Below are 23,622 nucleotides of genomic sequence, written 5' to 3'. Positions count from 1 at the left end.
AGGGGGTCAGGCTTCGTTGTCCTGATCGGCCTTCAAGCGGTCGCGGAACGCCTTTGGCGAAATCCCCACTCGACGTCGGAACAGGCGTGTGAAGTTGGTCGGATCGGAAAACCCCAACACGTCGGACATTTCATAAATGGTCATGCTGGTGTAGGTCAGCAAACGCTTGGCCTCCAGCAATTGCCGCTCATGCATGATCTGCAACGCCGGTTGCCCCGCCAGCTCACGACAGGTGCCGTTGAGGTGGGACACGGAAATCCCCAGCCGGTGTGCCAGATCCTCGACCTTGACGTGCTGGCGATACGTCTCTTCCACCAGTTGAATAAAGCCGTTGAGGTATTCCCGGGCCCGCTGCGGTCGCGCCATGGCGGTGCGACGCTGGATCACCTGGCGACTGACCCACACCACGATCACGCTGACCAGCGAATGCATGAGCATTTCCCGCGCCGGTTGATGGCTGGTGTATTCGTTCTGCAAGGCGCTGAACAGGCTGTTGAGGTACTCGGCGTCCTTGCCTGCCGGGTAGCTTTCGGACTGGGCCAGGGCATTGACCGATTGCCCCAACTGCATCTGCAGGTGGGCGATCAGCGGCGCGGCCAGGGTTACGACAAACCCTTCCACGTCCTCGGAAAAACGAAAGCCGTGCACCGACAGCGGTGGCAGGATCTGGATTGCCGGCTCCACCAGTTGCGTTCGCTTGCCTTCGATTTCAAGCTCGGCCTGACCTTTGAATACGAAGAGCAACTGGCACAAGTCAGCGTGGCGGTGAGGTTTGATTTCCCAATGATGTTCGCGACTGCGTTTGGAAATGGTTTCACAGTGCAGCAAGTCCGGGGTCGGCCAATCCAGGCTTTCACCGTAGAGCTTGAACACCGGAATCGAAGGCAGGTCAGGCTTGTTCATCACTTCAATCCAGGCCTCGGGGTTGATCTGGGGCGATAATCGCACCGATTGGCAGAATGTACAGCTATCGGCTCAGTTTTCACCTTCAATTGACAGACTCGCAAGGGAAAAATGCAAGCACTCGATCCATAAAAATCATTCACCGGCCCAGGTCGTGTAGAGCTTGCGAGTCATAAGAACAATGAAAACACTGAAAACCCAAGTTGCCATTATCGGTGCTGGCCCCTCAGGCTTGCTGCTCGGCCAATTGCTGCACAACGCCGGCATCGACAACATCGTTCTCGAACGTCAAACCCCCGATTACGTACTCGGTCGAATCCGCGCCGGCGTGCTTGAACAAGGCATGGTAGAGCTGTTGCGTCAGGCCGGCGTGAGTCAGCGCATGGACGCCGAGGGACTGGTCCATGGTGGCTTCGAACTGGCCCTCGACGGGCGCCAGGTACACATCGATCTGCAAGCGTTGACCGGCGGCAAGACGGTGATGATCTACGGCCAGACTGAGGTCACCCGTGACCTGATGGCCGCTCGTCGGGAGGTGGGCGCGCAGACGATTTACCAGGCCAGCAACGTCGTTCCCCACGGCATGAAAACCGATGAAGCGTTTGTCACTTTTGAGAAGGACGGCGAGCCATATCGACTTGACTGCGACTACATCGCCGGTTGCGACGGCTTCCACGGTGTGGCGCGACAATCGATTCCCGCCGACAGCCTGAAAATCTTCGAACGGATCTATCCCTTCGGCTGGCTGGGGATTCTGGCCGATACCCCACCGGTCCACGATGAGCTGGTCTATGCCCGCCATGAGCGCGGTTTCGCCCTGTGCAGCATGCGCTCGCCGACGCGCACCCGTTATTACCTGCAAGTGCCCGCAGAGGAAAATGTCGAGGATTGGTCCGATCAACGCTTCTGGGACGAGCTCAAAAACCGCCTGCCGGTCGATCTTGCGCAAAAACTGGTGACCGGCCCGTCCATCGAGAAAAGCATCGCGCCGCTGCGCAGCTTCGTCGTCGAACCCATGCAGTACGGGCGGATGTTCCTCGTCGGTGATGCCGCGCACATTGTCCCGCCCACCGGGGCCAAGGGCCTGAACCTGGCGGCCAGTGACGTCAGCACGCTGTTCAACATCTTGGTCAAGGTTTACCGCAACGATCGCCTTGATCTGCTGGAGAAATACTCGGAAATCTGCCTGCGCCGGGTGTGGAAAGCCGAGCGTTTTTCCTGGTGGATGACCTCGATGCTGCACCGCTTTGATGATCACGATGCCTTTAGCCAGCGCATTGCCGAGTCGGAACTGGACTATTTTGTCGATTCGCAGGCGGGTCGCAAAACCATTGCAGAAAACTACGTCGGGCTTCCTTATGAGGCTATCGAATAGCCTCCTATCGACTTACACTGGCGAGCATCCCCGCTCGCCTTGCCTCTTGCGGGTCAATCACTGCCCGCAGGTTTTCCCGTGACCAATCTCCACCAGCCTGAAACGCCCAAACCGGCCATTCGCAGCGTGCTGATCGCCCTGATGCTGGCGATCTTTCTCGGTGCGTTGGACCAGACCATCGTCGCCGTTTCGATGCCGGCCATTTCCGCGCAATTCAAGGACGTCAGCCTGCTGGCCTGGGTGATTTCCGGCTACATGGTGGCCATGACCGTGGCGGTGCCGATCTACGGCAAACTGGGCGACTTGTACGGGCGGCGCAAGCTGATGCTGTTCGGCATGGGCCTGTTCACCCTGGCGTCGGTGTTCTGCGGCATGGCACAGAGCATGGAACAACTGGTACTGGCGCGAATCTTCCAGGGCATCGGGGCCGGCGGAATGATTTCGGTGAGCCAGGCGATCATCGGTGACATCGTGCCGCCACGGGAGCGCGGCCGGTATCAGGGCTATTTCAGCAGCATGTATGCAGTGGCCAGCGTGGCCGGCCCGGTGCTCGGCGGTTACATGACCGAATACCTGTCCTGGCGCTGGGTGTTCCTGATCAACCTGCCACTGGGCCTGGGCGCCTGGCTGGTCGCCTATCGCACGCTGGTGGGCCTGCCGATTCCGCAACGCAAACCGATCATCGACTACCTGGGCACCGTGTTGATGATCATCGGGCTGACAGCATTGTTGCTGGGCATCACCCAGGTCGGCCAGGGCCATTCGTGGCGCAGTGCCGAGGTGCTGGCGCTGCTCGCTTGTGCGGTGCTGGTGCTGGGGCTGTTCGTCGTCCACGAGCGACGGGCGCGAGAACCGTTGTTGCCCATGCATCTGTTCGCCAACCGCAATGCGATCCTGTGCTGGTGCACGATTTTCTTCACCAGTTTCCAAGCCATCTCGCTGATTGTGTTGATGCCGCTGCGCTTTCAGAGCGTCACCGGCGCCGGTGCCGACAGCGCCGCCCTGCACCTGCTGCCCCTGGCCATGGGTTTGCCGATTGGCGCGTATTTCGCGGGCCGCCGCACCTCGGTCACCGGACGCTACAAACCGATGATCCTTACCGGTGCGGCGCTGATGCCCATCTCGATTCTTGGCATGGCGTTCAGCCCGCCGCAGGCGTTCGTCGTGAGCAGTCTGTTCATGCTGCTCTGCGGGATATCCTCGGGCATGCAGTTCCCGACGTCATTGGTCGGCACGCAGAACTCGGTGGACCAGCGGGACATCGGTGTAGCCACCAGCACCACCAACCTGTTCCGTTCGCTGGGTGGTGCCGTGGGTGTGGCGTTGATGTCGGCGCTGCTGTTGGCGTTGTTGCAGGATTCGAGTTTCGCGCACCTGGCCGGTTCGTCGCTGATTGCCGAAGGCAGCTCGGGGAATGTGTTGCTGGACGGTTTGAATGCCGCGCCGGGTGACGCGCAGAACACCCTGCGTGCCGAATTGTCACTGACATTCCGGCACTTGCTGACAGTCAGCGCGGCCGTTTCATTGCTTGGGCTGGCGGCGGCGATTGCCATGCCGAACATGTTGTTGCGCGGGCGCGAGGACAAGGTTCGATAGATAGACCGGGTCGCCAGTATTCGCGAGCAAGCCCGCTCCCACAGTTGACCGAGTTCTTCATAAGCACGCGGTCAACTGTGGGAGCGGGCTTGCTCGCGAAGGCGGTCTAACAGCCACTACGATTCAAGGGCTGTAATACCCGACCGCCACCAGAAAATGTCCGACCTTCTTCAGGTAGGCATGCTTGTTCTCGACTTTGCCCGTCACCGGGTTTTTCCAGCGGTATTCGTATTCGCCGTAATCCTGCTGGGCCATCAACGCCAGAATCGGCTCGCCCACCGGTTTGCCTTCCGGGTCCACGATCTTGCTGAAGTCGGTATTGATCAGCCGCAGGTTGGTGCCGTGGGCCACGTAACGCTGGGTATCCAGGTCGACGACAAACACATACAGATCATCCTGCAGGTAGCCGCCCTTGAGGGAATTGATCGCCGTCAGGGTGCCCTTTTCGTCCTTGGCCAGATCGGTTGTCGTTTTGTTCAGCAAGGCCATGGCCTGTTCGGCGGAGGCCCGTGGCAGGTAATAACCGACCGCCAGAATCCGCTCTCCGACGCGCTGGTAGTAGACGTGCTTGCGCTCGATCTTGCCGTCACTCCAGTTCTGCCAGCGATATTCCGCCTGCTGAATGCCATTGCCCTCCGGCACCTTCAGGGCGTCCTTGAAAGCTTTCTGCAGATCCGGCCCGAGCACTTGCGACACGTCCCGGCCAATCAGCGCCGACGACGGCCCGCCACTGGCGAGCATCACGCCCTTGGTGTCGAGCACAAAGACATAACGGTCCTTGTCGACAAACTCACCCTGGCGGCTGAATGCCGCCAGCGCCTTGTCGCCATTCTGGTGGTAGTAGGCCAGGGCTTTTTCCAGTAGGGCAATGGCCGCCTTGCTGTCGTCCTTTTCCGTCCCGGCGGCTTGCGCCTGGCCCAGGCACAACAAAAACATGCCGCACAGCAAGGTAAACCTATGCAGAAACCCCATTGCGCATCCCTCGTTCCTGATGGTGTTTCAAGAGCGTAGACGGCAATGGGATATGTACGAATATTCGCCAGAACAGGGTCATAGGCTTTTGTGGCGAGGGGGCTTGCCCCCGTTCGGCTGCGCAGCAGTCGTAAATCAGGCACCGCGGTTGATCTGGTGAACCGCGGCGAATGGATTTGGGGCGGCTCCGCCACCCATCGGGGGCAAGCCCCCTCGCCACAAGTGTTCGGATTACTGCCGGGCGCGCAGTTGCTGCTGAAGGTTCTGGATCTGCGCCTGAAGGGTATTGATGTTGCGGGTGACCTGGCTGCGGAATGCATCGAACTCGGCGGTATTGGTCGAGCCCTGCGTGACCGCCGGCCGGTTGTCCTGCTCGCTCTTGAGCACGATCATGTCTTGCTCGAGACGCTCGATAGCAGCGCTTGGGTTGCCTTGTTTCTTCAGCGCTGTGATATCGGCGCCCAGGCTCTTCAGTTGTGCATCGAGTTTTTCAGCGTCCGACGGGGCACTTTTCAGGGTGGCCAATTCAGCACTCAATGCTTTGACCTGGGCCTGCAACTGGGTATTGGCCGTCTGATGTTCGGTGTTCTGGGCATTCATTTGCGCCAGGCGCTTGTCCAGTTCGGTGGTTTGCGCGGTCATTTGTGCCAGTCGCTTGTCCAGGTCCGAGGCCTGGCCGGCAACACCTTGCTGCTGGGCGTTCTGGTCCTGGAGCTTGCTTTCCAGCTGGCGGATTTGCAGCTTCAAGGCCTCGCTGTCGGTAGTGACACTGGTCTGGCCGGCAACAACCTTTCCGGAAATATCCTGCAGGCGCCCTGCCGCTTCCTCACTGATTCGCGCGAAGCTTTCCTGGGTCGCCACCAATTGCTGTTCCATCAGGGAGATCTGCTGAAAGCTCCACCAGGCCAGGCCCGCGAACGCAAAGAACAACGCCCCGACCAACGCCCACAAGGCACCGGTACTCGCCGCCTTGACCTTCACCACCGGCGTCGTGCGCGAATGCACGACCGTACGGGCGGTGGGCGCAAAGTCGTCATCGAGAACGTCTGCACGCAGGCTCGGTACATCATCGAAGTCGTCGTTGGCATCGTTTCGCATGGACATTGAATCAACCTTAGTGAATCACATAATGGCTTTATGCCGCGCAGTATAAACCCCACAGCCGCAACCATTGACCCCCAAGCCCGAATCCGGTTCAGTCGGGGGTCGTTGTTCGAGCGTCAGCGAACAGCCTGGGCCTTCCACCAGCCACAGAATTCATCGAGCGCCGTCCAGAGGCTGACCTTGGGATCGTAATCCAGATAATGCCGCGCGCGGCTGATGTCCAGGGTGAAATTTTTGTTCATCACCTGCATGCCCAGACGCGACAGCGTCGGTTCTGGACGCCCCGGCCACAACTTGCACACGCCCTCGTTGAGCGCCGCCACGCTGTAGGCCAGGCCGTAGGAACGGTAGCGGGTGACCTGTGGGACTTCCATGTTGCGCATGACGTAATTGACCACGTCCCACAGGGGAATCGGCGTGCCGTTGCTGATGTTGTAAGCCTTGCCCAGCGCAGAACCGCTGGCCAGCAAACTGCTGAGCAACGCCTCGTTGAGGTTTTGCACGCTGGTGAAATCAACTTTGTTCAGACCGTTGCCGATGATCGCCAGGCGCCCCTTGCGCTGCATGTTCAACAGGCGCGGGAAGATGCTCATGTCGCCGGCCCCGGTGACGAAACGCGGGCGCAGGGCCAGGGTTTCGAGACCGAACTCCTGGGCACCGAAGACTTTTTGCTCGGCCAGGTACTTGGTGGCGGCGTAAGGGTGTTTGAAGCGCTTGGGCACCTGTTCTTCGGTCAGGCCCAGATGATCGCGACCATCGAAGTAGATCGACGGCGACGACAAATGCACCAGCCGCCGAACCCGTTGCTTCAAGCAGGCTTCGACCACGTTCTCGGTGACCTGGACGTTGCCCTGATGGAAGTCCTGATAACGTCCCCATAAACCAACAGCACCGGCGCAATGCACCACGGCCTCGACGTCCGAGCACAGCTCGCGCGCCAGTTCCGGGTCGCTCAAGTCACCCTGGATGAACTCGGCTCCCCGGCGTACCAGATGCTCCACGCTCTCGGCCCGGCGACCGTTGACCCGCACGTCCAGGCCCTGCTCCAGGGCAAAACGCGCAAAGCGCCCGCCGATGAAGCCGCTTGCGCCGGTAACCAGAATCTTCATGAATTGCTCCGAATATTTCGTTTTGCGTATTACGTGAGGTCTTGACGCTGCGCGTCAGTCCAAGGGCACCAGCCATTGCTTAGATGCGCTGACCAATTGATCGGTGAGCAGCCCCAGCAGTTGGCCGCCATTACGCCAATGATGCCAGTACAGCGGCACATCGATCGGCTTATCTGGCAGCAGCTCCTGCAATACACCCCTTTGCAGTTGCTCGCGCACCTGCAGTTCCGGAACCAGCCCCCAGCCCAGACCGGCTTCCGCCAAGCGGATAAAACCTTCGGAGGACGGGCACAAATGGTGTTCGAATCCGCCCTCGACGCCGAGGGACGCAAGGTAGCGATGCTGTAGGAAATCGTCCGGGCCAAATACCAGAGCCGGGGTTCGGGCCAACTGATCGGCGCGTACGCCCTGCGGAAAATGCCGGGCAATAAAGGCGGGGCTGGCCAGCGCACGGTAACGCATGGCCCCCAGCAACACGCTGCGCGCACCCGCCACCGGCCGCTCGCTGGCGCAGACACAAGCCGCCACTTCACCGGCGCGCATGCGCTTGAGGCCGACGGTCTGGTCTTCGACCACCAGATCCATCAGCAGATGCTGTTCGGCGCAAAACGCCCCCACGGCCTGCGCCCACCAAGTGGCCAGGCTGTCGGCGTTCAGGGCGATCCGCAGGCGTTCCGGCAAGCCCTCTTCATCCAGCGCCGGCACCAGGCTTTGCAAATCCCGTTCAAGCAATCGCACCTGCTGCACGTGGTTGAGCAGCCGTCGACCGATTTCCGTCGGCGTTGGCGGCGTGGCCCGCACCAGCACCGGTTGGCCAACCCGCGCTTCCAGAAGCTTGATGCGCTGGGAAATCGCCGATTGCGACAAGCCCAGTACCTGAGCCGCCCGTTCAAAACCGGCCTGTTCGACCACGGCGGCCAAGGCAGAAAGCAATTTATAGTCGAACATCAGTTTTCCTAATGAGCGATCAGCAAGATTGGTTTTTCTTATACAACCTTCACAAGGACAATGACCAGCAAGAACTCTTGAACAAGGATCACCCACATGGCTGGCGAAACTTCATTGGCAACGCTGCTGCGCAGCATGAGCCCGCAACTCAACGCAGGCGAATACGTGTTCTGCACCCTGCGCGACGGCAAGTTGCCTGCGGATCTGGAGATTGTCGGCAGCTTCCGCGAGCAGGAAGGCCTGACCGTGATTCTCGAGCGTTCCCGCGCCGAAACAGCCGGATTCAGCTTCGACTACATCGCCGCCTGGATCACCTTGAACGTACATTCGGCCCTCGAAGCGGTCGGCCTGACCGCCGCGTTCGCCACGGCATTGGGCAAGGCCGGAATCAGCTGCAACGTGATTGCCGGCTACTACCACGACCATTTGTTCGTCGGCCAGGCCGACGCCGACCGTGCCCTGCAAGTGCTGCGGGATCTGGCAGCCAACGCGGAGTAAAAAATCATGTGGCAAAGTTATGTGAACGGGCTGCTCGTGGCCTTCGGCCTGATCATGGCGATCGGCACCCAGAATGCGTTTGTCCTGGCGCAAAGCCTGCGGCGTGAACATCACCTGCCGGTGGCGGCACTCTGCGTGACCTGCGATGCCCTGTTGGTAGCCGCCGGGGTATTCGGCCTGGCGACGGTGCTGGCACAGAACCCGACGCTGTTGGCCATCGCACGCTGGGGCGGTGCAGCGTTCCTGTTGTGGTACGGCAGCCAGGCGCTGCGCCGGGCCTTCTCGAAGCAGAGCCTTGAGCAGGGCGAAGGCCAGACCGTACGTTCGCTGCGGGCGGTGATGCTCAGCGCGCTGGCGGTGACCTTGCTCAACCCGCACGTCTATCTGGACACCGTTTTGCTGATCGGCTCCCTGGGCGCCCAACAAACCGAGCCGGGCGCTTATGTCGTAGGCGCGGCCAGTGCCTCGCTGCTGTGGTTCTTCACCCTGGCCCTCGGTGCGGCATGGCTGGCGCCGTGGCTCGCCCGGCCCGGCACCTGGCGAATTCTCGATCTGTTGGTGGCGGTGATGATGTTTGCCGTAGCGCTGCAGCTAATCGCGGCCATCTGATTCGCGGAACCTCTATTCCACACAGTTGTTGCGTGGTTATGCCGCCCCCCCGGTGCTATGATCCGACTCCCTGCGCCGCAAAGAGTACAAACTCCCCGGCGCTTGTCTGGCCGCCCGTGATCGGCCTTGCGCTCACCGCAACTGACCTGATTAGGAGAATCATCATGGCTTTCGAATTGCCGCCACTGCCGTACGCACACGATGCCCTGCAGCCGCACATCTCCAAGGAAACCCTGGAGTTCCACCACGACAAGCACCACAACACCTACGTCGTGAACCTGAACAACCTGGTGCCAGGCACCGAGTTCGAAGGCAAGACCCTGGAAGAAATCGTCAAGACTTCCTCGGGCGGTATCTTCAACAACGCCGCTCAGGTCTGGAACCACACTTTCTACTGGAACTGCCTGGCGCCAAACGCTGGCGGTCAACCAACCGGCGCACTGGCTGAAGCCATCAACGCGGCCTTCGGTTCGTTCGACAAGTTCAAGGAAGAGTTCAGCAAGACTTCCATCGGCACCTTCGGTTCCGGTTGGGGCTGGCTGGTGAAGAAGGCTGACGGTTCCCTGGCCCTGGCCAGCACCATCGGCGCCGGCAACCCGCTGACCAACGGCGACACCCCGCTGCTGACCTGCGACGTCTGGGAACACGCTTACTACATTGACTACCGCAACCTGCGTCCGAAGTACGTCGAAGCGTTCTGGAACCTGGTCAACTGGAAATTCGTGGCTGAGCAGTTCGAAGGCAAAACCTTCACCGCTTAAGCTCGATGCCAGACAAAAACCCGGCTTTGTGCCGGGTTTTTTTATGGAAGGAATATGAGCAAAGGGACGGTGGTGATTGTCCCGCCGCCTTCGCGAGCAAGTCGGATCGCCGCACCGCCGCTCCCACAGGTCACCACCGAGCCAGTGGGAGCGGGCTTGCTCGCGAAGAACGATAACGCGGTTAGCCTGCCAACTACTGCGGATCGAGGTTATCCAGCGCGCGATTCACCGCCAGCTCCGCCAACATGACAATCTGCGAAATGGCCAGCGCCGTGTTGCGCTGGGGGCCAGCCAGGCAGGTGGCGAAATCACTCGCCATGACATTGGCTGAAGCCAGTGATTCACAAGCGTGGGCAAGCAGGCTTTCAGTGTCCATGTCGGGGACGATCATGAACATGGTGCGAGGGCTGTAGGGTTTGGTGGTGTTGCAGGGGGGATCGGGGATTAATTTGTCCATAAAACCATTCCTCTAGCGCTGGGGCCACCACTTGCCGTTTCTCACGCGGTGAAGAGGTGGCAGCTATGTGCGAGGTGAGAAACCGGTATGGACACCCGGGCCAGACCTAAGTCTGCCCGCACACAGCCGCCATGACGCATTTACAGACAGCGGATTAGCTGGCGGCGATTATGCGTGCACAGGCTCTGGATGACCATAAGTAGCCGGGTTCTCACACCCGATCGCTGAGTTTCAGCGACAGCCAAAGGTTATTCAGCCCGCTTCCGACGGACAACCTGAAAACTGCGTGGGAAACTTCTGGCGCTTTCCTACACCGCGCTAACGCCCAAAACGTAACGCGGACCGTCCCTGGCAGCACTCCCACGCGGGCGTGTGGAAACGATATGTTGGGGTGTGGCTGAAAATGCAATGTCGACTGTCCCGCCGTCTTCGCGAGCAAGCCCGCTCCCACAGTTAGGCCGGGGGGCATCCGAGAGAAAATGGTCGGCTGACAGGCTGCCATCGCGGGCAAGCCCGCTCCCACAGGGACTGGGTACATCCGCGAAATACCTTTCGGCTGTCAGGCCGCCTTCGCGAGCAAGCCCGCTCCCACAGAAGAGCCGAGCAAAGGCAGATCGGCATACACCCACGCTTCTCACCACTCAACAGGCCGAGCGTTAGCTCGCCTGCAGCTCTTGATCTTGATCCACCCGCCCCCTCGGCAGGCTGAGTGGAGGCGTTCATCCGGGGATGGGCGCGCAGCGCCGTTCGACGCAGTCGAACCCATCGCATGTAGGTGCCAGCGAAGCCAACCGGAGGGCGATGCCCCCGGATGAATGCCGGAGCGAAGGAACCCCGAGCCCTGGCGAGGGGCCGTACGTTCGGGGCGAGACTTTTTGGTTCCTTTTGTGTCGTTTGACAAAAGGGACTCGCCGTAAGGGCGAAACCGCCAGCCGCCGTTACCAAAAAAACGGATATGTACCCCACCCAAACCCGAACGAAGCCAATTTCCCAAGATGAAACCAGCCTCCAGCCCCTTGCTCCCCCGCCCACGCCGACTAACATCAAACAAAAGGAAAATATCTCCATCCCGCCCCTCAAGTTGAAGGACTCGACAACCGACACAGTACTAATAGGCTAACTCGCCAGGTCAACTGCAAATCGGCCAAGCAGCAGGCAAAATCCCCCAAGGATGATTGTCCCTTTGACTGCCATCACGGGATTGCCAATACTCATGGCAACTTGATGCTACCCGCACGGAACAAGGAATAACCCTTTGAAGCTGGAACTCAAGAACAGCTTGTCGGTGAAGTTGCTTCGGGTCGTACTCCTGTCGGCATTGATCGTCGGCGTGGTCTTGAGCTGCGCGCAGATTGTGTTCGATGCCTATAAAACACGTCAGGCCGTCGCCAGCGATGCCGAACGCATCCTCGACATGTTTCGCGACCCCTCGACCCAGGCCGTCTACAGCCTGGACCGGGAAATGGGCATGCAGGTGATCGAAGGCCTGTTTCAGGACGCCGCCGTGCGCAAGGCCTCCATCGGCCATCCCAACGAAGCCATGCTCGCGCAAAAAACCCGCGAATTGCAGCACTCCCACAGCCGCTGGCTGACCGACCTGATTCTTGGCAAGGAACGCACCTTCACCACCCAACTGGTCGGTCGCGGGCCCTACAGTGAGTATTACGGTGACCTGAGCATCACCCTCGATACCGCCACCTACGGCCAAGGGTTCATTGTCAGCTCGGTGATCATCTTCATTTCCGGCGTCCTGCGCGCACTCGCCATGGGACTGGTGTTGTACCTGGTCTACCACTGGCTGCTGACCAAGCCGCTGTCGCGGATCATCGAGCACCTCACGGAAATCAATCCGGATCGTCCCAGCGAACACAAGATTCCGCTGCTCAAGGGCCACGAGAACAACGAACTGGGCATCTGGATCAACACCGCCAACCAGTTGCTCGAATCCATCGAACGCAATACCCATCTGCGCCACGAAGCGGAAAACAGCCTGGTGCGCATGTCCCAGTACGATTTCCTGACGGGGCTGCCGAACCGGCAGCAATTGCAGCAGCAACTGGACAAGATCCTCATCGACGCCGGCAAATTGCAGCGCCGGGTCGCGGTGTTGTGTGTCGGCCTCGATGACTTCAAGGGCATCAACGAGCAGTTCAGCTACCAGACCGGCGACCAGTTGCTGCTGGCCCTGGCCGATCGCCTGCGCGGTCATAGCGGTCGCCTGGGCGCCCTTGCCCGCCTCGGCGGCGACCAGTTCGCCCTTGTCCAGGCCGATATCGAGCAGCCCTACGAAGCCGCCGAGCTGGCGCAAAGCATTCTCGATGACCTGGAAGCGGCGTTTGCCCTCGACCATCAGGAGATCCGCCTGCGCGCCACCATCGGCATCACCCTGTTCCCCGAGGACGGTGACAGCACCGAGAAATTGCTGCAAAAGGCCGAGCAGACCATGACGCTGGCCAAGACCCGTTCGCGCAACCGCTATCAGTTCTATATCGCCAGCGTCGATACCGAAATGCGTCGCCGCCGCGAGCTGGAAAAAGACCTGCGCGATGCGTTGATCCGCAATCAGTTCTACCTCGTCTATCAACCGCAGATCAGCTACCGCGACAACCGCGTGGTGGGCGTCGAAGCCCTGATTCGCTGGCAACACCCCGAGCACGGTATGGTGCCGCCGGACCTGTTCATCCCGCTGGCCGAACAGAACGGCACCATCATCGCCATCGGCGAATGGGTGCTGGACCAGGCCTGCAAACAACTACGCGAGTGGCATGACCAGGGCTTCTCCGACCTGCGCATGGCGGTGAACCTGTCTACGGTTCAACTGCACCACGCCGAACTGCCACGGGTGGTCAACAACCTGCTGCAGATGTACCGCCTGCCACCGCGCAGCCTGGAGCTGGAAGTCACCGAAACCGGTCTGATGGAAGACATCAGCACCGCGGCCCAGCACTTGCTCAGCCTGCGCCGCTCCGGCGCGCTGATCGCCATCGACGATTTCGGAACCGGCTATTCGTCCTTGAGTTATCTCAAGAGCCTGCCTCTGGACAAGATCAAGATCGACAAGAGCTTCGTCCAGGACCTGCTCGATGACGACGACGATGCGACCATCGTTCGCGCCATCATCCAGCTGGGCAAAAGCCTGGGCATGCAGGTGATTGCCGAGGGCGTGGAAACCGCCGAGCAAGAGGCCTACATCATTTCCGAAGGCTGCCACGAAGGTCAGGGCTATCACTACAGCAAACCGTTGCCGGCACGGGAACTGGGCGTTTACCTCAAGCAGGCCCAACGCAGCAATGCGGCTATTTTGTAGCCCCCCCTGTAGGAGCGAGCCTGCTCGCGATGGTCGTGAACGATAACGCGTTCATTCTGGATGAGCGCGTGGTTCTCAGGTTCATCGCGAGCAAGCTCGCTCCTACAGGGTTGCGAGCCGCGCTCTGTGAATAAGAAATATTTACAGGTACAACCCTTTACACATAATGCGAAAGATTTGCATTATGTCGCAGTTTTGCGTGTGCATAGCACGACTCCACCCCTATCGAAGCAGGATGTTCGCCATGATTCGTATGCCTCTGGCTACCGCCAGTCTGTTGGCCATCGCTATTTCCCTCGCCGGTTGCGGCGAAGGTAAAGACCAAGAAAAAGCTGCCGCGCCAGCTGCCAGCACTGCAGCTGCCCCGGCTGCTCCAGCCACTGCGCCTGCCGCTGCCGGTAAGGTCGACGAAGCTGCCGCCAAAGCCGTTGTCGCCCATTACGCCAACATCGTTTTCGCCGTTTACAGCGATGCCGAATCCACCGCGAAGACCCTGCAAACCGCCGTAGACGCCTTCCTCGCCAAGCCGAACGCCGACACCCTCAAAGCCGCCAAGGCTGCCTGGGTTGCCGCGCGCGTGCCTTACCTGCAGAGCGAAGTGTTCCGTTTCGGCAACACCATCGTTGACGACTGGGAAGGTCAGCTGAACGCCTGGCCGCTGGACGAAGGCCTGATCGACTACGTCGACAAATCCTACGAACACGCCCTGGGCAACCCAGGTGCCACTGCCAACATCATCGCCAACACTCAAGTGCAGATCGGCGAAGACAAGGTCGATGTCAAAGACATCACCCCGGAAAAACTCGCCAGCCTGAACGAGCTGGGCGGTTCCGAGGCCAACGTCGCCACCGGCTACCACGCCATCGAATTCCTGCTCTGGGGCCAGGACCTGAACGGCACCGGCCCTGGCGCCGGCAACCGTCCGGCTTCGGACTACCTGGAAGGCAAAGGCGCTACCGGCGGTCACAATGATCGTCGTCGTGCCTACCTGAAGTCCGTGACCCAGCTGCTGGTCAGCGATCTGGAAGAAATGGTCGGTAACTGGAAGCCGAACGTGGCCGACAACTACCGCGCCACCCTGGAAGCAGAACCGGCTGAAACCGGCCTGCGCAAAATGCTGTTCGGCATGGGCAGCCTGTCCCTGGGCGAACTGGCGGGCGAGCGCATGAAGGTTTCCCTGGAAGCCAACTCCCCGGAAGACGAACAGGATTGCTTCAGCGACAACACCCACAACTCGCACTTCTACGATGCCAAGGGCATTCGTAACGTGTACCTGGGTGAATACACTCGCGTCGATGGCACCAAAATGACCGGCGCCAGCCTGTCGTCCCTGGTGGCCAAAGCCGACCCGGCTGCCGACACCGCGCTCAAAGACGACCTGGCCGCCACTGAAGCCAAGCTTCAGATCATGGTCGACCACGCCAACAAGGGCGAGCACTACGACCAGTTGATCGCTGCCGGCAACACCGCAGGCAACCAGATCGTCCGTGACGCTATCGCGTCCCTGGTCAAGCAGACCGGTTCGATCGAAGCCGCCGCTGGCAAACTGGGTATCGCCGACCTGAACCCGGACAACGCTGATCACGAGTTCTGATCAACGTTGGCTGAGTGAAAAAGGCGACCTTCGGGTCGCCTTTTTCTTGTCTGCTTTTTGGGTGACGCTCATGGCCTCATCGCGGGCAAGCCCGCTCCCACAGTATCCGTGCTGATCACATCATCTGTGAGCACCTTCAATCCCTGTGGGAGCGTGGCTTGCCCGCGATGGCTGCACCGCGGTCTCAAGTGAAAACCTTGCCCCACATCAAGCAAACGATAATTCCTCTTATTCAAATTCCCATCCCCTGTTAGACTTTGCGCCCTTGTTTTGCTCGTCTTGCAGGATGTCTGATGCCCCCGCTGCCTCTTCGCTTGTCCGCACTGTTTCTGGCCCTGGGCCTGAGTGCCTGCGATGACGCCCCGAAATTCACCCGGGCCGAACCCGGTGAAGCCCGCTCCGGCGGCAGTGCGACGGTGCGCAAGACCGATCAGAACGCGTTTTCCATGCCCTCGGCGAACCTGCCGCCATCACGGCGTGTGGATTTCAGTGTCGGCAACAGCTTCTTCCGCAGCCCTTGGGTGATCGCCCCGTCGACGACGACAGCTCGCGATGGTCTCGGTCCACTGTTCAACACCAATGCCTGCCAGGGCTGCCACATCAAGGACGGCCGCGGCCATCCGCCGACGCCCGACGATGTGAACGCGGTGTCGATGCTGGTACGCCTGTCGATTCCCGACGCCCCGGCGTATGCCAAGGTCATCGAACAGCTCGGCGTGGTGCCGGAGCCCGTCTACGGCGGCCAGTTCCAGGACATGTCCGTACCCGGCGTGGCCCCCGAAGGCAAAGTGCGGGTCGATTACACCCCCGTGCCGGTTCGCTTCAAGGACGGCACCGAAGTCGAGTTACGCAAACCGAGCCTGAACATCACCCAGCTGGGTTACGGCCCGATGCACCCCGACACCCGTTTCTCGGCCCGCGTGGCGCCGCCAATGATTGGCCTGGGCCTGCTCGAAGCGATCCCCGAGGAGGCGATCCTGGCCAACGCCGAGGCACAGGCCAAGGCGAACAACGGCATCAACGGGCGACCGAACCGGGTCTGGGATGACGCTCTGCAAAAGACCGTTCTGGGACGATTTGGCTGGAAAGCCGGACAACCGAACCTCAATCAACAGAATGTCCACGCGTTCTCGGGAGATATGGGGCTCACAACCAGCCTTAGACCCCTTGATGACTGCACGGACGCGCAAACGGCCTGCAAACAGGCACCCAGTGGCAACGGCCCCGATGGCGAGCCGGAAGTCAGCGACAACATCCTGCGCCTGGTGCTGTTCTACAGCCGCAACCTTGCCGTACCGGCCCGCCGTGACGTCAACGCCCCTGAAGTGCTGGCCGGCAAGACCCTGTTTTATCAGGCCGGTTGCCAGTCCTGTCACACACCGAAATACACCACCGCCGCCAATGCCGCCGAACCTGAACTGGCCAATCAAGTGATTCGCCCGTACAGCGATCTGCTGCTGCATGACATGGGCGACGGCCTGGCCGACAACCGTAGCGAATTCCAGGCCAGCGGCCGCCAATGGCGCACCCCGCCGTTATGGGGCATCGGCCTGACACAGGCGGTCAGCGGCCACACCCAGTTCCTGCACGACGGCCGCGCCCGCAACCTGCTCGAAGCCGTGCTCTGGCATGGCGGCGAGGCGACTGCGGCGCAACAACAGGTTTTGTCTTTCAATGCCGAGCAACGCGCTGCGTTGCTGGCGTTCCTGAATTCCCTTTAACACGCATTCCACTCGCGGGAGCCCGACATGTTCCGTCCCAAACTGTTGTTCACCAGCCTTGCCGCCCTCGCCCTGGGCGCCTGCTCGCCCCAGGACCCGCAAGCGGTCACGTCGGCGGCCATTGCCAAGTCGGTGATCCTGCCGACCTACACCCGCTGGGTTGAGGCCGATCGTCAATTGGCGGTCAGCGCCCTCGCCTACTGCGAAGGCAAGGAAAACCTGGAAACCGCCCGTGCCGACTTCCTGCATGCGCAAAAAGCCTGGGCCGAGCTGCAACCGCTGCTGATCGGGCCTTTGGCCGAAGGCAACCGTTCGTGGCAAGTGCAGTTCTGGCCGGACAAGAAAAACCTGGTCGGCCGTCAGGTCGAGCAACTGGTCACCGCCCAGCCGCAAATCGATGCCGCCGCCCTGGCCAAGTCCAGCGTCGTGGTACAGGGGCTCTCGGCCTACGAATACATTCTGTTCGACAGCAAGCCCGACGTGGCCAACGCTGAGCAGAAGAGCAAATACTGCCCGCTGCTGATCGCCATCGGCGAACGCCAGAAGCAATTGGCCGAAGAAATTCTGCAAACCTGGAACAACACCGACGGCATGCTCGCGCAAATGAGCAAGTTCCCGAACCAGCGCTACGCGGACTCCCATGAGGCGATCGCCGATTTGCTGCGCGTGCAAGTCACCGCCATCGACACCCTGAAGAAAAAACTCGGCACGCCGATGGGCCGCCAGAGCAAGGGCGTGCCGCAACCGTTCCAGGCCGATGCATGGCGCAGCCAGGCGTCCCTGACCAGCCTCGAAGCCAGCCTCGCGGCCGCCAGGACCGTGTGGGAAGGTGTGGATAACAAAGGCCTGCGCGGCCTGTTGCCGAGCGAGCAGAAGCCGTTGGCCGACAAGATCGATGCAGCCTATGCCGCCTCGCTGAAACTGTTCGCCGGCAACCAGCGCTCGCTGACCGACATGCTCAATGACGAGGCCGGCCGCCAGCAACTCAACGAGCTGTATGACAGTCTCAACGTCGTCCATCGCCTGCACGAGGCCGATCTGGCCAAGGCACTGGGCATCCAGCTGGGCTTCAACGCCAACGACGGTGACTGATGAGGGCCGGTTCCATGCTGCGACGCCAGGTTCTGACATTAGGTAGTTTGCTGCTGGGTGCAGTGACGCTGGGCGGCTGGAAGCTGTTCAAGCAAAAGGACAGGAGTCCGTTGTTGCTTTCGGCACGGGACGACACCGACGGCCAGCATTACGCCGTCGGTTATCGGCTCGATGGCACCCAAGTGTTCGCCACCCGGGTCGGCCAGCGTTGCCACGACATCATCAACCACCCGACACAGCCGATTGCGCTGTTCGTCGCTCGCCGTCCGGGCACCGAGAGCTACCTGATCGACCTGCGCGACGGCGCGCTCCTGCAAACCGTGGTGTCACAGCCGAACCGGCACTTCTACGGTCACGCGGTCATTCACCACAGCGGTGACTGGCTGTACGCCACCGAAAACGACACCTCCGATCCGGGCCGCGGCCTGCTCGGCGTGTATAAGTTCGAAGGCGAACGGCTGGTGCACAGTGGTGAGATTTCTACCCACGGCCTCGGTCCGCATCAGGTGTCGTGGATGCCCGATGGCGAAACCCTGGTGGTGGCCAACGGCGGGATTCGCACCGAGGCCGAAAGCCGGGTGGAGATGAACCTCAACGCCATGGAACCGAGCCTGGTCCTGATGCACCGCGACGGCACCCTGCTGAGCAAGGAAACCCTCGCCCAGCAGATGAACAGCGTGCGTCATCTGGCCATTGCCAGTGACGGCACCATCGTCGCCAGCCAGCAGTTCATGGGTGCGGCCCACGAGTCGTCGGAGTTGCTGGCGATCAAGCGCCCCGGTCAGCCCTTCGTCGCGTTCCCGGTACCCGAGCACCAGTTGCAGGCCATGGGACACTACACCGCCAGCGTCGCAGTACACAGCGACTTGCGCCTGGTGGCGTTGACTGCACCGCGGGGCAACCGCTTTTTCATCTGGGACCTGGACAGCGGTGAAGTACGCCTGGACGCGCCACTGCCCGATTGCGCCGGGGTCGGTGCCGTGGCCGATGGTTTTGTCGTGACCTCGGGACAGGGGCGCTGCCGCTACTACGATTGCCGCCAGACAAACCTCGTTGCAAAACCGCTGGAGCTACCCGCAGGGCTCTGGGACAACCATCTGCATCTGATGGCCTGAATCATTGAAAAGATCGCCGGCCTGGGCCGCACCTGCATCGGGATGACGTACACCCCGCAGGCGAGAACCGAGACGGCGAATCTTTTCAGGCTTTCACCCCTCTAATACCTCACTACCTGTAAAAACGGCAGTTGGATTTACCCTCTACACTCGCGGTAATGTTCCCCGCTGTCTCACCTGATTTTCTCCAAGGAACTGGAATATGCTGCGTCGCCGCATGCTGATCATGTTGGGTGTGGTTCTATTGATTGTGCTGGCCCTGGCTGCGTACAAAGCCTTCTCGATCTATACGATGGTTCAAGGCTTCTCTGTGCCCAGACCGGCCGTCAGCGTTGCCGTGGCCACCGCCACCGAGCGCCCATGGCAAGCCCGCCTGCCTACCGTTGGCACGCTCAAGGCATTGCAGGGGGTGGACCTGAGCCTGGAGACCGATGGCACCGTCATCGATCTCCAGTTCGAGTCGGGGCAGAAGGTCAAGGCCGGCCAACCACTCCTGCGCCTCGACAGCGCCGTTGAAAGTGCCCTGCTGGAAACTGCTCTGGCCGACCTCGGGTTGGCACAGCTTGATTACGGTCGCGGTAGCCAACTGGTCGGCAGCCAGGCCATTTCCAAAGGCGAATTCGACCGACTTTCGGCGGTGCTGAAAAAGAGCAAGGCCACGGTCAATCAACTCAAGGCTGCGCTCGGCAAAAAAAGCATCATCGCGCCGTTCAGCGGCACCATTGGCATTCGTCAGGTGGACGTTGGCGACTACATGGCCAGTGGCACCATGATCGCCACCCTGCAAGACCTCAGTAGCCTGTATGTCGACTTTTTTGTGCCCGAGCAGTCGGTGCCGAAGATTGCGCTCGGCCAGCCAGTGCAGGTCATTGTCGCGGCGTATCCGACCGTGGAGTACCCCGGCACCATCAGTGCAATCAACCCTAAAGTCGAGAACAGCACCCGTAACGTGCAGGTCCGCGCCACCCTGGCCAACCCCGACGGCAAGTTGATGCCAGGCATGTTCGCCAGCCTCCAGGTGCTCCTGCCCGACCCGCAACCGCGCATCGTGGTGCCGGAAAGCGCGATTACCTACACGCTCTACGGCAACTCGGTGTATGTGGCCGTACCAAAGAAAGCCGAGGATGGCAGCCTGGTAAAGGACGACAAGGGCCAACCGGTGCTGATCGCCGAACGGCGGTTTGTCGAGACCGGCGAACGCCGCGATGGGCAAGTGATGATCACCAAAGGCGTGCAGAGCGGCGAGAAAGTGGTGACCGCCGGCCAGCTCAAACTGGATAACGGCTCACGCATTGCCATCAGCGACGACAAGACCCTGGCCGGGCAGAACAGCCAGCCACGCGCGGACTGATCAAGGAATTCCCATGGCTTTTACCGACCCGTTCATCCGCCGTCCGGTTCTCGCTACCGTGGTCAGTCTGTTGATCGTGCTGCTGGGCTTTCAGGCCTGGAGCAAGCTGCCGCTACGCCAGTACCCGCAAATGGAAAACGCCCTGATCACGGTGACCACCGCCTACCCCGGGGCCAACGCCGAGACCATCCAGGGCTACATCACCCAACCGATGCAGCAAAGCCTGGCCAGCGCCGAGGGCATCGACTACATGACCTCGGTCAGTCGCCAGAATTTCTCGGTGATCTCGATCTACGCGCGCGTCGGCGCCAATAGCGACCGTCTGTTTACCGAACTGCTGGCCAAGGCCAACGAGGTCAAGAACCAGCTGCCCCAGGACGCTGAAGACCCGGTACTGAGCAAAGAATCGGCCGATGCGTCAGTGCTGATGTACATCAGCTACTTCAGCAAGGAGTTGAGCAACCCGCAGATTACCGATTACCTGTCACGGGTGATCCAGCCCAAGCTGGCGACCTTGCCCGGCATGGCCGAAGCCGAGATCCTCGGTAACCAGGTATTTGCCATGCGCCTGTGGCTGGACCCGATGAAGCTGGCGGGTTTCGGCCTCAGTGCCAGCGATGTGACCAATGCGGTGCGCCAGTACAACTTCCTCTCTGCCGCCGGCGAGGTGAAGGGCGAATACGTGGTCACCAGCATCAACGCCAATACCGAACTCAAGTCCGCCGAAGCCTTCGGGACGATTCCGCTCAAGGTCGATGGCGACAGCCGAGTGTTGCTGCGGGATGTGGCGCGCGTGGAAATGGGTGCGGAGAACTACGACTCCATCAGCTCGTTCGGTGGCACCCCGTCGGTGTACATCGGCATCAAGGCGACGCCCGGCGCCAACCCGCTGGAAGTGATCAAGGAAGTGCGCAAGATCATGCCGGACCTGGAGGCCCAGCTACCGCCGAACCTGAAAGGTGAAATCGCCTACGACGCCACTCTGTTCATCCAGGCCTCGATCGACGAAGTGGTGAAGACCCTGTTCGAAGCGGTGCTGATCGTGATTGTGGTGGTGTTCCTGTTCCTCGGTGCCCTGCGCTCGGTGGTGATCCCGGTGGTGACCATCCCGCTGTCGATGATCGGCGTCATGTTCTTCATGCAGATGATGGGGTACTCGATCAACCTGCTCACCCTGCTGGCGATGGTATTGGCCATCGGCCTGGTGGTGGACGATGCCATCGTGGTGGTGGAAAACATTCACCGTCACATCGAGGAAGGCAAGACACCGCTCGAGGCCGCCATTGAAGGCGCCCGGGAAATCGCCATGCCGGTGGTTTCGATGACCATCACCCTGGCGGCGGTGTATGCACCGATCGGCTTCCTGACCGGCCTGACCGGGGCGCTGTTCAAGGAGTTCGCCCTGACCCTGGCCGGCGCGGTGGTGATTTCCGGTATCGTCGCCCTGACCCTGTCGCCGATGATGTGTGCGTTTCTGCTGCGTCACGACGAGAACCCCAGCGGCCTGGCCCATCGCCTGGACATGATTTTCGAACGCCTCAAGCGCCGCTACCAGAGCCTGCTTCATGGCACCCTCAACACCCGGCCGGTGGTGCTGGTGTTCGCCGTGATCGTGTTGTGCCTGATTCCGGTCCTTCTCAACTTCACCAAATCGGAACTGGCGCCGGATGAGGACCAGGGCATCATTTTCATGATTGCCAACGCCCCGCAACCGACCAACCTCGACTACCTGAACACCTACACCGACGAGTTCGTCTCGATCTTCAAGGCGTTTCCCGAGTACTACTCGTCGTTCCAGATCAACGGTTTCAACGGCGTGCAATCGGGCATCGGCGGTTTCCTGCTCAAGCCATGGGACGATCGCAGTCGAACGCAAATGGCGATCCTGCCCGAGGTGCAAGCCAAACTGGAAAAGATCCCGGGGCTGCAGATCTTCGGCTTCAACCTGCCGTCGCTGCCGGGCACCGGCGAAGGCGTGCCGTTCCAGTTCGTCATCAACTCCGCCAACGATTACGAATTGCTGCTGCAGGTGGTCGACCGGGTAAAAAAACGTGCGAAGGAATCCGGCAAGTTTGCGTTTGTCCACGTTGACCTGGCCTTCGACAAGCCGGAAGTGGTGGTGGATATCGACCGCGCCAAGGCTGCGCAGATGGGGGTTTCCATGCAGGACCTGGGGGGAACCCTGGCGACCCTGCTGGGTGAAGGCGAGATCAACCGATTCACCATTGAAGGTCGCAGCTACAAGGTCATTGCCCAGGTCGAGCGGCCGTTCCGTGACAATCCGGACTGGCTGAACAATTACTACGTGAAAAACACCAAGGGTGAACTGTTGGCGTTGTCGACCCTGATCACCGTCACCGACCGTGCCCGACCGAGACAGCTGAACCAGTTCCAGCAACTCAACTCGGCCATCCTGTCCGGCGTGCCGCTGGTGAGCATGGGGGAAGCCATCGACCTCGTGCGCCAGATCGCCCGGGAAGAGGCACCCGCCGGTTTTGCCTTCGACTACGCTGGCGCATCGAGGCAGTACGTTCAGGAAGGCAGTGCCCTGTGGGTCACCTTTGCCCTGGCACTGGCGATCATTTTCCTGGTGCTGGCGGCCCAGTTCGAAAGCTTCCGCGACCCGTTGGTGATCCTGGTCACCGTGCCCCTGTCTATCTGCGGTGCATTGATTCCGCTGTTCCTGGGCTGGTCGAGCATGAACATCTATACCCAGGTCGGGCTGGTGACCTTGATCGGGCTGATCAGCAAACACGGCATTCTGATCGTCGAGTTCGCCAACCAGTTACGCAAGGACAAGGGCCTGACCGCACGGGAAGCGGTGGAGGAAGCGGCGGCCATCCGGCTGCGTCCGGTCTTGATGACCACGGCGGCAATGGTGTTCGGCATGGTGCCATTGATCATCGCCAGCGGTGCTGGCGCGGTCAGCCGGTTCGACATCGGCACGGTCATCGCGACCGGCATGTCGATCGGCACACTGTTCACCTTGTTTGTATTGCCTTGCGTCTACACCTTGCTGGCCAAGCCGGATAAACCCTGATGCAGAAAAACCTGTGGGAGCCCGAAGTCAGGGCAATAAAAAAGGCCTCGCATCAGCGAGGCCTTTCATT

18 protein-coding genes are annotated in these 23,622 nt (G+C 60.7%); 12 read left to right on the top strand and 6 right to left on the bottom strand.

What is annotated here, in order from left to right; translation table 11 throughout:
• Positions 1-6: 6 nt before the first annotated feature.
• Positions 7-903 (bottom strand): helix-turn-helix domain-containing protein, encoded by an 897-nt coding sequence (locus ABIE16_RS01275; RefSeq protein WP_090457497.1) that lies wholly within the window; start codon positions 901-903, stop codon positions 7-9.
• A 181-nt stretch (positions 904-1,084) separates the two neighbouring features.
• Here ABIE16_RS01275 and pobA point away from each other — a divergent pair, with 181 nt between their 5' ends.
• Both pobA and ABIE16_RS01265 read left to right on the top strand, forming a co-directional pair.
• Positions 1,085-2,278, top strand: coding sequence for a 4-hydroxybenzoate 3-monooxygenase (gene pobA / locus ABIE16_RS01270; RefSeq protein WP_218494271.1), 1,194 nt, complete (start codon positions 1,085-1,087; stop codon positions 2,276-2,278).
• A 78-nt stretch (positions 2,279-2,356) separates the two neighbouring features.
• On the top strand, positions 2,357-3,874 hold the full coding sequence (locus ABIE16_RS01265; protein WP_429520421.1) for an MDR family MFS transporter: 1,518 nt from the start codon (positions 2,357-2,359) through the stop codon (positions 3,872-3,874).
• Positions 3,875-3,997: 123 nt separating this feature from the next.
• On the opposite strand, the gene ABIE16_RS01260 is transcribed toward ABIE16_RS01265, so the two are convergent.
• The 4 genes from ABIE16_RS01260 to ABIE16_RS01245 form a co-directional block, all read right to left on the bottom strand.
• Complete coding sequence (locus tag ABIE16_RS01260) at positions 3,998-4,846, bottom strand: cache domain-containing protein (RefSeq protein ID WP_429520420.1); 849 nt, start codon at positions 4,844-4,846, stop codon at positions 3,998-4,000.
• A 231-nt stretch (positions 4,847-5,077) separates the two neighbouring features.
• Positions 5,078-5,950, bottom strand: coding sequence for an ATPase (locus ABIE16_RS01255; protein WP_429520419.1), 873 nt, complete (start codon positions 5,948-5,950; stop codon positions 5,078-5,080).
• A gap of 116 nt (positions 5,951-6,066) precedes the next feature.
• Complete coding sequence (locus ABIE16_RS01250) at positions 6,067-7,059, bottom strand: NAD-dependent epimerase/dehydratase family protein (protein WP_150813342.1); 993 nt, start codon at positions 7,057-7,059, stop codon at positions 6,067-6,069.
• 54 nt (positions 7,060-7,113) lie between these two features.
• Entirely contained in the window at positions 7,114-8,007 is an 894-nt protein-coding gene (locus ABIE16_RS01245) for a LysR family transcriptional regulator ArgP (protein WP_057713462.1), read from the bottom strand.
• A gap of 96 nt (positions 8,008-8,103) precedes the next feature.
• On the opposite strand from ABIE16_RS01245, the gene ABIE16_RS01240 reads away from it, so the two are divergent.
• The 3 genes from ABIE16_RS01240 (at position 8,104) to ABIE16_RS01230 (ending at position 9,875) form a co-directional block, all read left to right on the top strand.
• Positions 8,104-8,505 carry an ACT domain-containing protein gene (locus tag ABIE16_RS01240; RefSeq protein WP_429520418.1) on the top strand — a complete coding sequence of 134 codons (402 nt, stop codon included), beginning with the start codon at positions 8,104-8,106 and terminating at the stop codon, positions 8,503-8,505.
• Positions 8,506-8,511: 6 nt separating this feature from the next.
• A complete protein-coding gene (locus tag ABIE16_RS01235; protein ID WP_057713460.1) occupies positions 8,512-9,114 on the top strand; it encodes a LysE/ArgO family amino acid transporter in 603 nt (200 codons plus the stop codon).
• Positions 9,115-9,278: 164 nt separating this feature from the next.
• Positions 9,279-9,875: a superoxide dismutase gene (locus ABIE16_RS01230; RefSeq protein WP_008022038.1), complete on the top strand. Its 597-nt coding sequence runs from the start codon at positions 9,279-9,281 to the stop codon at positions 9,873-9,875.
• 193 nt (positions 9,876-10,068) lie between these two features.
• On the opposite strand, the gene ABIE16_RS01225 is transcribed toward ABIE16_RS01230, so the two are convergent.
• On the bottom strand, positions 10,069-10,332 hold the full coding sequence (locus tag ABIE16_RS01225; protein ID WP_090457509.1) for a DUF6124 family protein: 264 nt from the start codon (positions 10,330-10,332) through the stop codon (positions 10,069-10,071).
• A 1,255-nt stretch (positions 10,333-11,587) separates the two neighbouring features.
• Between ABIE16_RS01225 and ABIE16_RS01220 the strand changes: the two genes are divergently transcribed.
• The 7 genes from ABIE16_RS01220 to ABIE16_RS01190 all read left to right on the top strand — a co-directional run bounded on the left by ABIE16_RS01220 (position 11,588) and on the right by ABIE16_RS01190 (position 23,552).
• Positions 11,588-13,639 carry a putative bifunctional diguanylate cyclase/phosphodiesterase gene (locus tag ABIE16_RS01220; protein ID WP_090457513.1) on the top strand — a complete coding sequence of 684 codons (2,052 nt, stop codon included), beginning with the start codon at positions 11,588-11,590 and terminating at the stop codon, positions 13,637-13,639.
• Positions 13,640-13,883: 244 nt separating this feature from the next.
• Positions 13,884-15,233: an imelysin family protein gene (locus tag ABIE16_RS01215; protein WP_429520417.1), complete on the top strand. Its 1,350-nt coding sequence runs from the start codon at positions 13,884-13,886 to the stop codon at positions 15,231-15,233.
• Between the two features lie 293 nt (positions 15,234-15,526).
• Entirely contained in the window at positions 15,527-16,954 is a 1,428-nt protein-coding gene (locus ABIE16_RS01210) for a di-heme oxidoredictase family protein (protein ID WP_340313057.1), read from the top strand.
• A gap of 27 nt (positions 16,955-16,981) precedes the next feature.
• Positions 16,982-18,046: an imelysin family protein gene (locus tag ABIE16_RS01205; protein WP_223445979.1), complete on the top strand. Its 1,065-nt coding sequence runs from the start codon at positions 16,982-16,984 to the stop codon at positions 18,044-18,046.
• A 14-nt stretch (positions 18,047-18,060) separates the two neighbouring features.
• On the top strand, positions 18,061-19,161 hold the full coding sequence (locus ABIE16_RS01200; RefSeq protein WP_090457519.1) for a DUF1513 domain-containing protein: 1,101 nt from the start codon (positions 18,061-18,063) through the stop codon (positions 19,159-19,161).
• Positions 19,162-19,363: 202 nt separating this feature from the next.
• Complete coding sequence (locus ABIE16_RS01195) at positions 19,364-20,512, top strand: efflux RND transporter periplasmic adaptor subunit (protein WP_090457521.1); 1,149 nt, start codon at positions 19,364-19,366, stop codon at positions 20,510-20,512.
• A 13-nt stretch (positions 20,513-20,525) separates the two neighbouring features.
• Positions 20,526-23,552, top strand: a complete 3,027-nt coding sequence (locus tag ABIE16_RS01190) for a multidrug efflux RND transporter permease subunit (RefSeq protein WP_090457523.1) — start codon at positions 20,526-20,528, stop codon at positions 23,550-23,552.
• Positions 23,553-23,622: the final 70 nt, after the last annotated feature.

Source organism: Pseudomonas sp. 2725, assembly GCF_050434585.1.
Lineage (GTDB): Bacteria > Pseudomonadota > Gammaproteobacteria > Pseudomonadales > Pseudomonadaceae > Aquipseudomonas > Aquipseudomonas jessenii.
The sequence above is the reverse complement of the archived record's forward strand: the minus strand, read 5'-3'. Positions and strand labels throughout refer to the sequence as shown.

Coding starts and splice junctions, on each gene's coding strand:
- ABIE16_RS01225 (WP_090457509.1), bottom strand. CDS start 10,332: ATGGACAAATTAATCCCCGATCCCCCCTGCAACACCACCAAACCCTAC.
- ABIE16_RS01230 (WP_008022038.1), top strand. CDS start 9,279: ATGGCTTTCGAATTGCCGCCACTGCCGTACGCACACGATGCCCTGCAG.
- ABIE16_RS01200 (WP_090457519.1), top strand. CDS start 18,061: ATGCTGCGACGCCAGGTTCTGACATTAGGTAGTTTGCTGCTGGGTGCA.
- pobA (WP_218494271.1), top strand. CDS start 1,085: ATGAAAACACTGAAAACCCAAGTTGCCATTATCGGTGCTGGCCCCTCA.
- ABIE16_RS01235 (WP_057713460.1), top strand. CDS start 8,512: ATGTGGCAAAGTTATGTGAACGGGCTGCTCGTGGCCTTCGGCCTGATC.
- ABIE16_RS01195 (WP_090457521.1), top strand. CDS start 19,364: ATGCTGCGTCGCCGCATGCTGATCATGTTGGGTGTGGTTCTATTGATT.
- ABIE16_RS01275 (WP_090457497.1), bottom strand. CDS start 903: ATGAACAAGCCTGACCTGCCTTCGATTCCGGTGTTCAAGCTCTACGGT.
- ABIE16_RS01190 (WP_090457523.1), top strand. CDS start 20,526: ATGGCTTTTACCGACCCGTTCATCCGCCGTCCGGTTCTCGCTACCGTG.
- ABIE16_RS01210 (WP_340313057.1), top strand. CDS start 15,527: ATGCCCCCGCTGCCTCTTCGCTTGTCCGCACTGTTTCTGGCCCTGGGC.
- ABIE16_RS01260 (WP_429520420.1), bottom strand. CDS start 4,846: ATGGGGTTTCTGCATAGGTTTACCTTGCTGTGCGGCATGTTTTTGTTG.
- ABIE16_RS01255 (WP_429520419.1), bottom strand. CDS start 5,950: ATGTCCATGCGAAACGATGCCAACGACGACTTCGATGATGTACCGAGC.
- ABIE16_RS01215 (WP_429520417.1), top strand. CDS start 13,884: ATGATTCGTATGCCTCTGGCTACCGCCAGTCTGTTGGCCATCGCTATT.
- ABIE16_RS01245 (WP_057713462.1), bottom strand. CDS start 8,007: ATGTTCGACTATAAATTGCTTTCTGCCTTGGCCGCCGTGGTCGAACAG.
- ABIE16_RS01205 (WP_223445979.1), top strand. CDS start 16,982: ATGTTCCGTCCCAAACTGTTGTTCACCAGCCTTGCCGCCCTCGCCCTG.
- ABIE16_RS01250 (WP_150813342.1), bottom strand. CDS start 7,059: ATGAAGATTCTGGTTACCGGCGCAAGCGGCTTCATCGGCGGGCGCTTT.
- ABIE16_RS01240 (WP_429520418.1), top strand. CDS start 8,104: ATGGCTGGCGAAACTTCATTGGCAACGCTGCTGCGCAGCATGAGCCCG.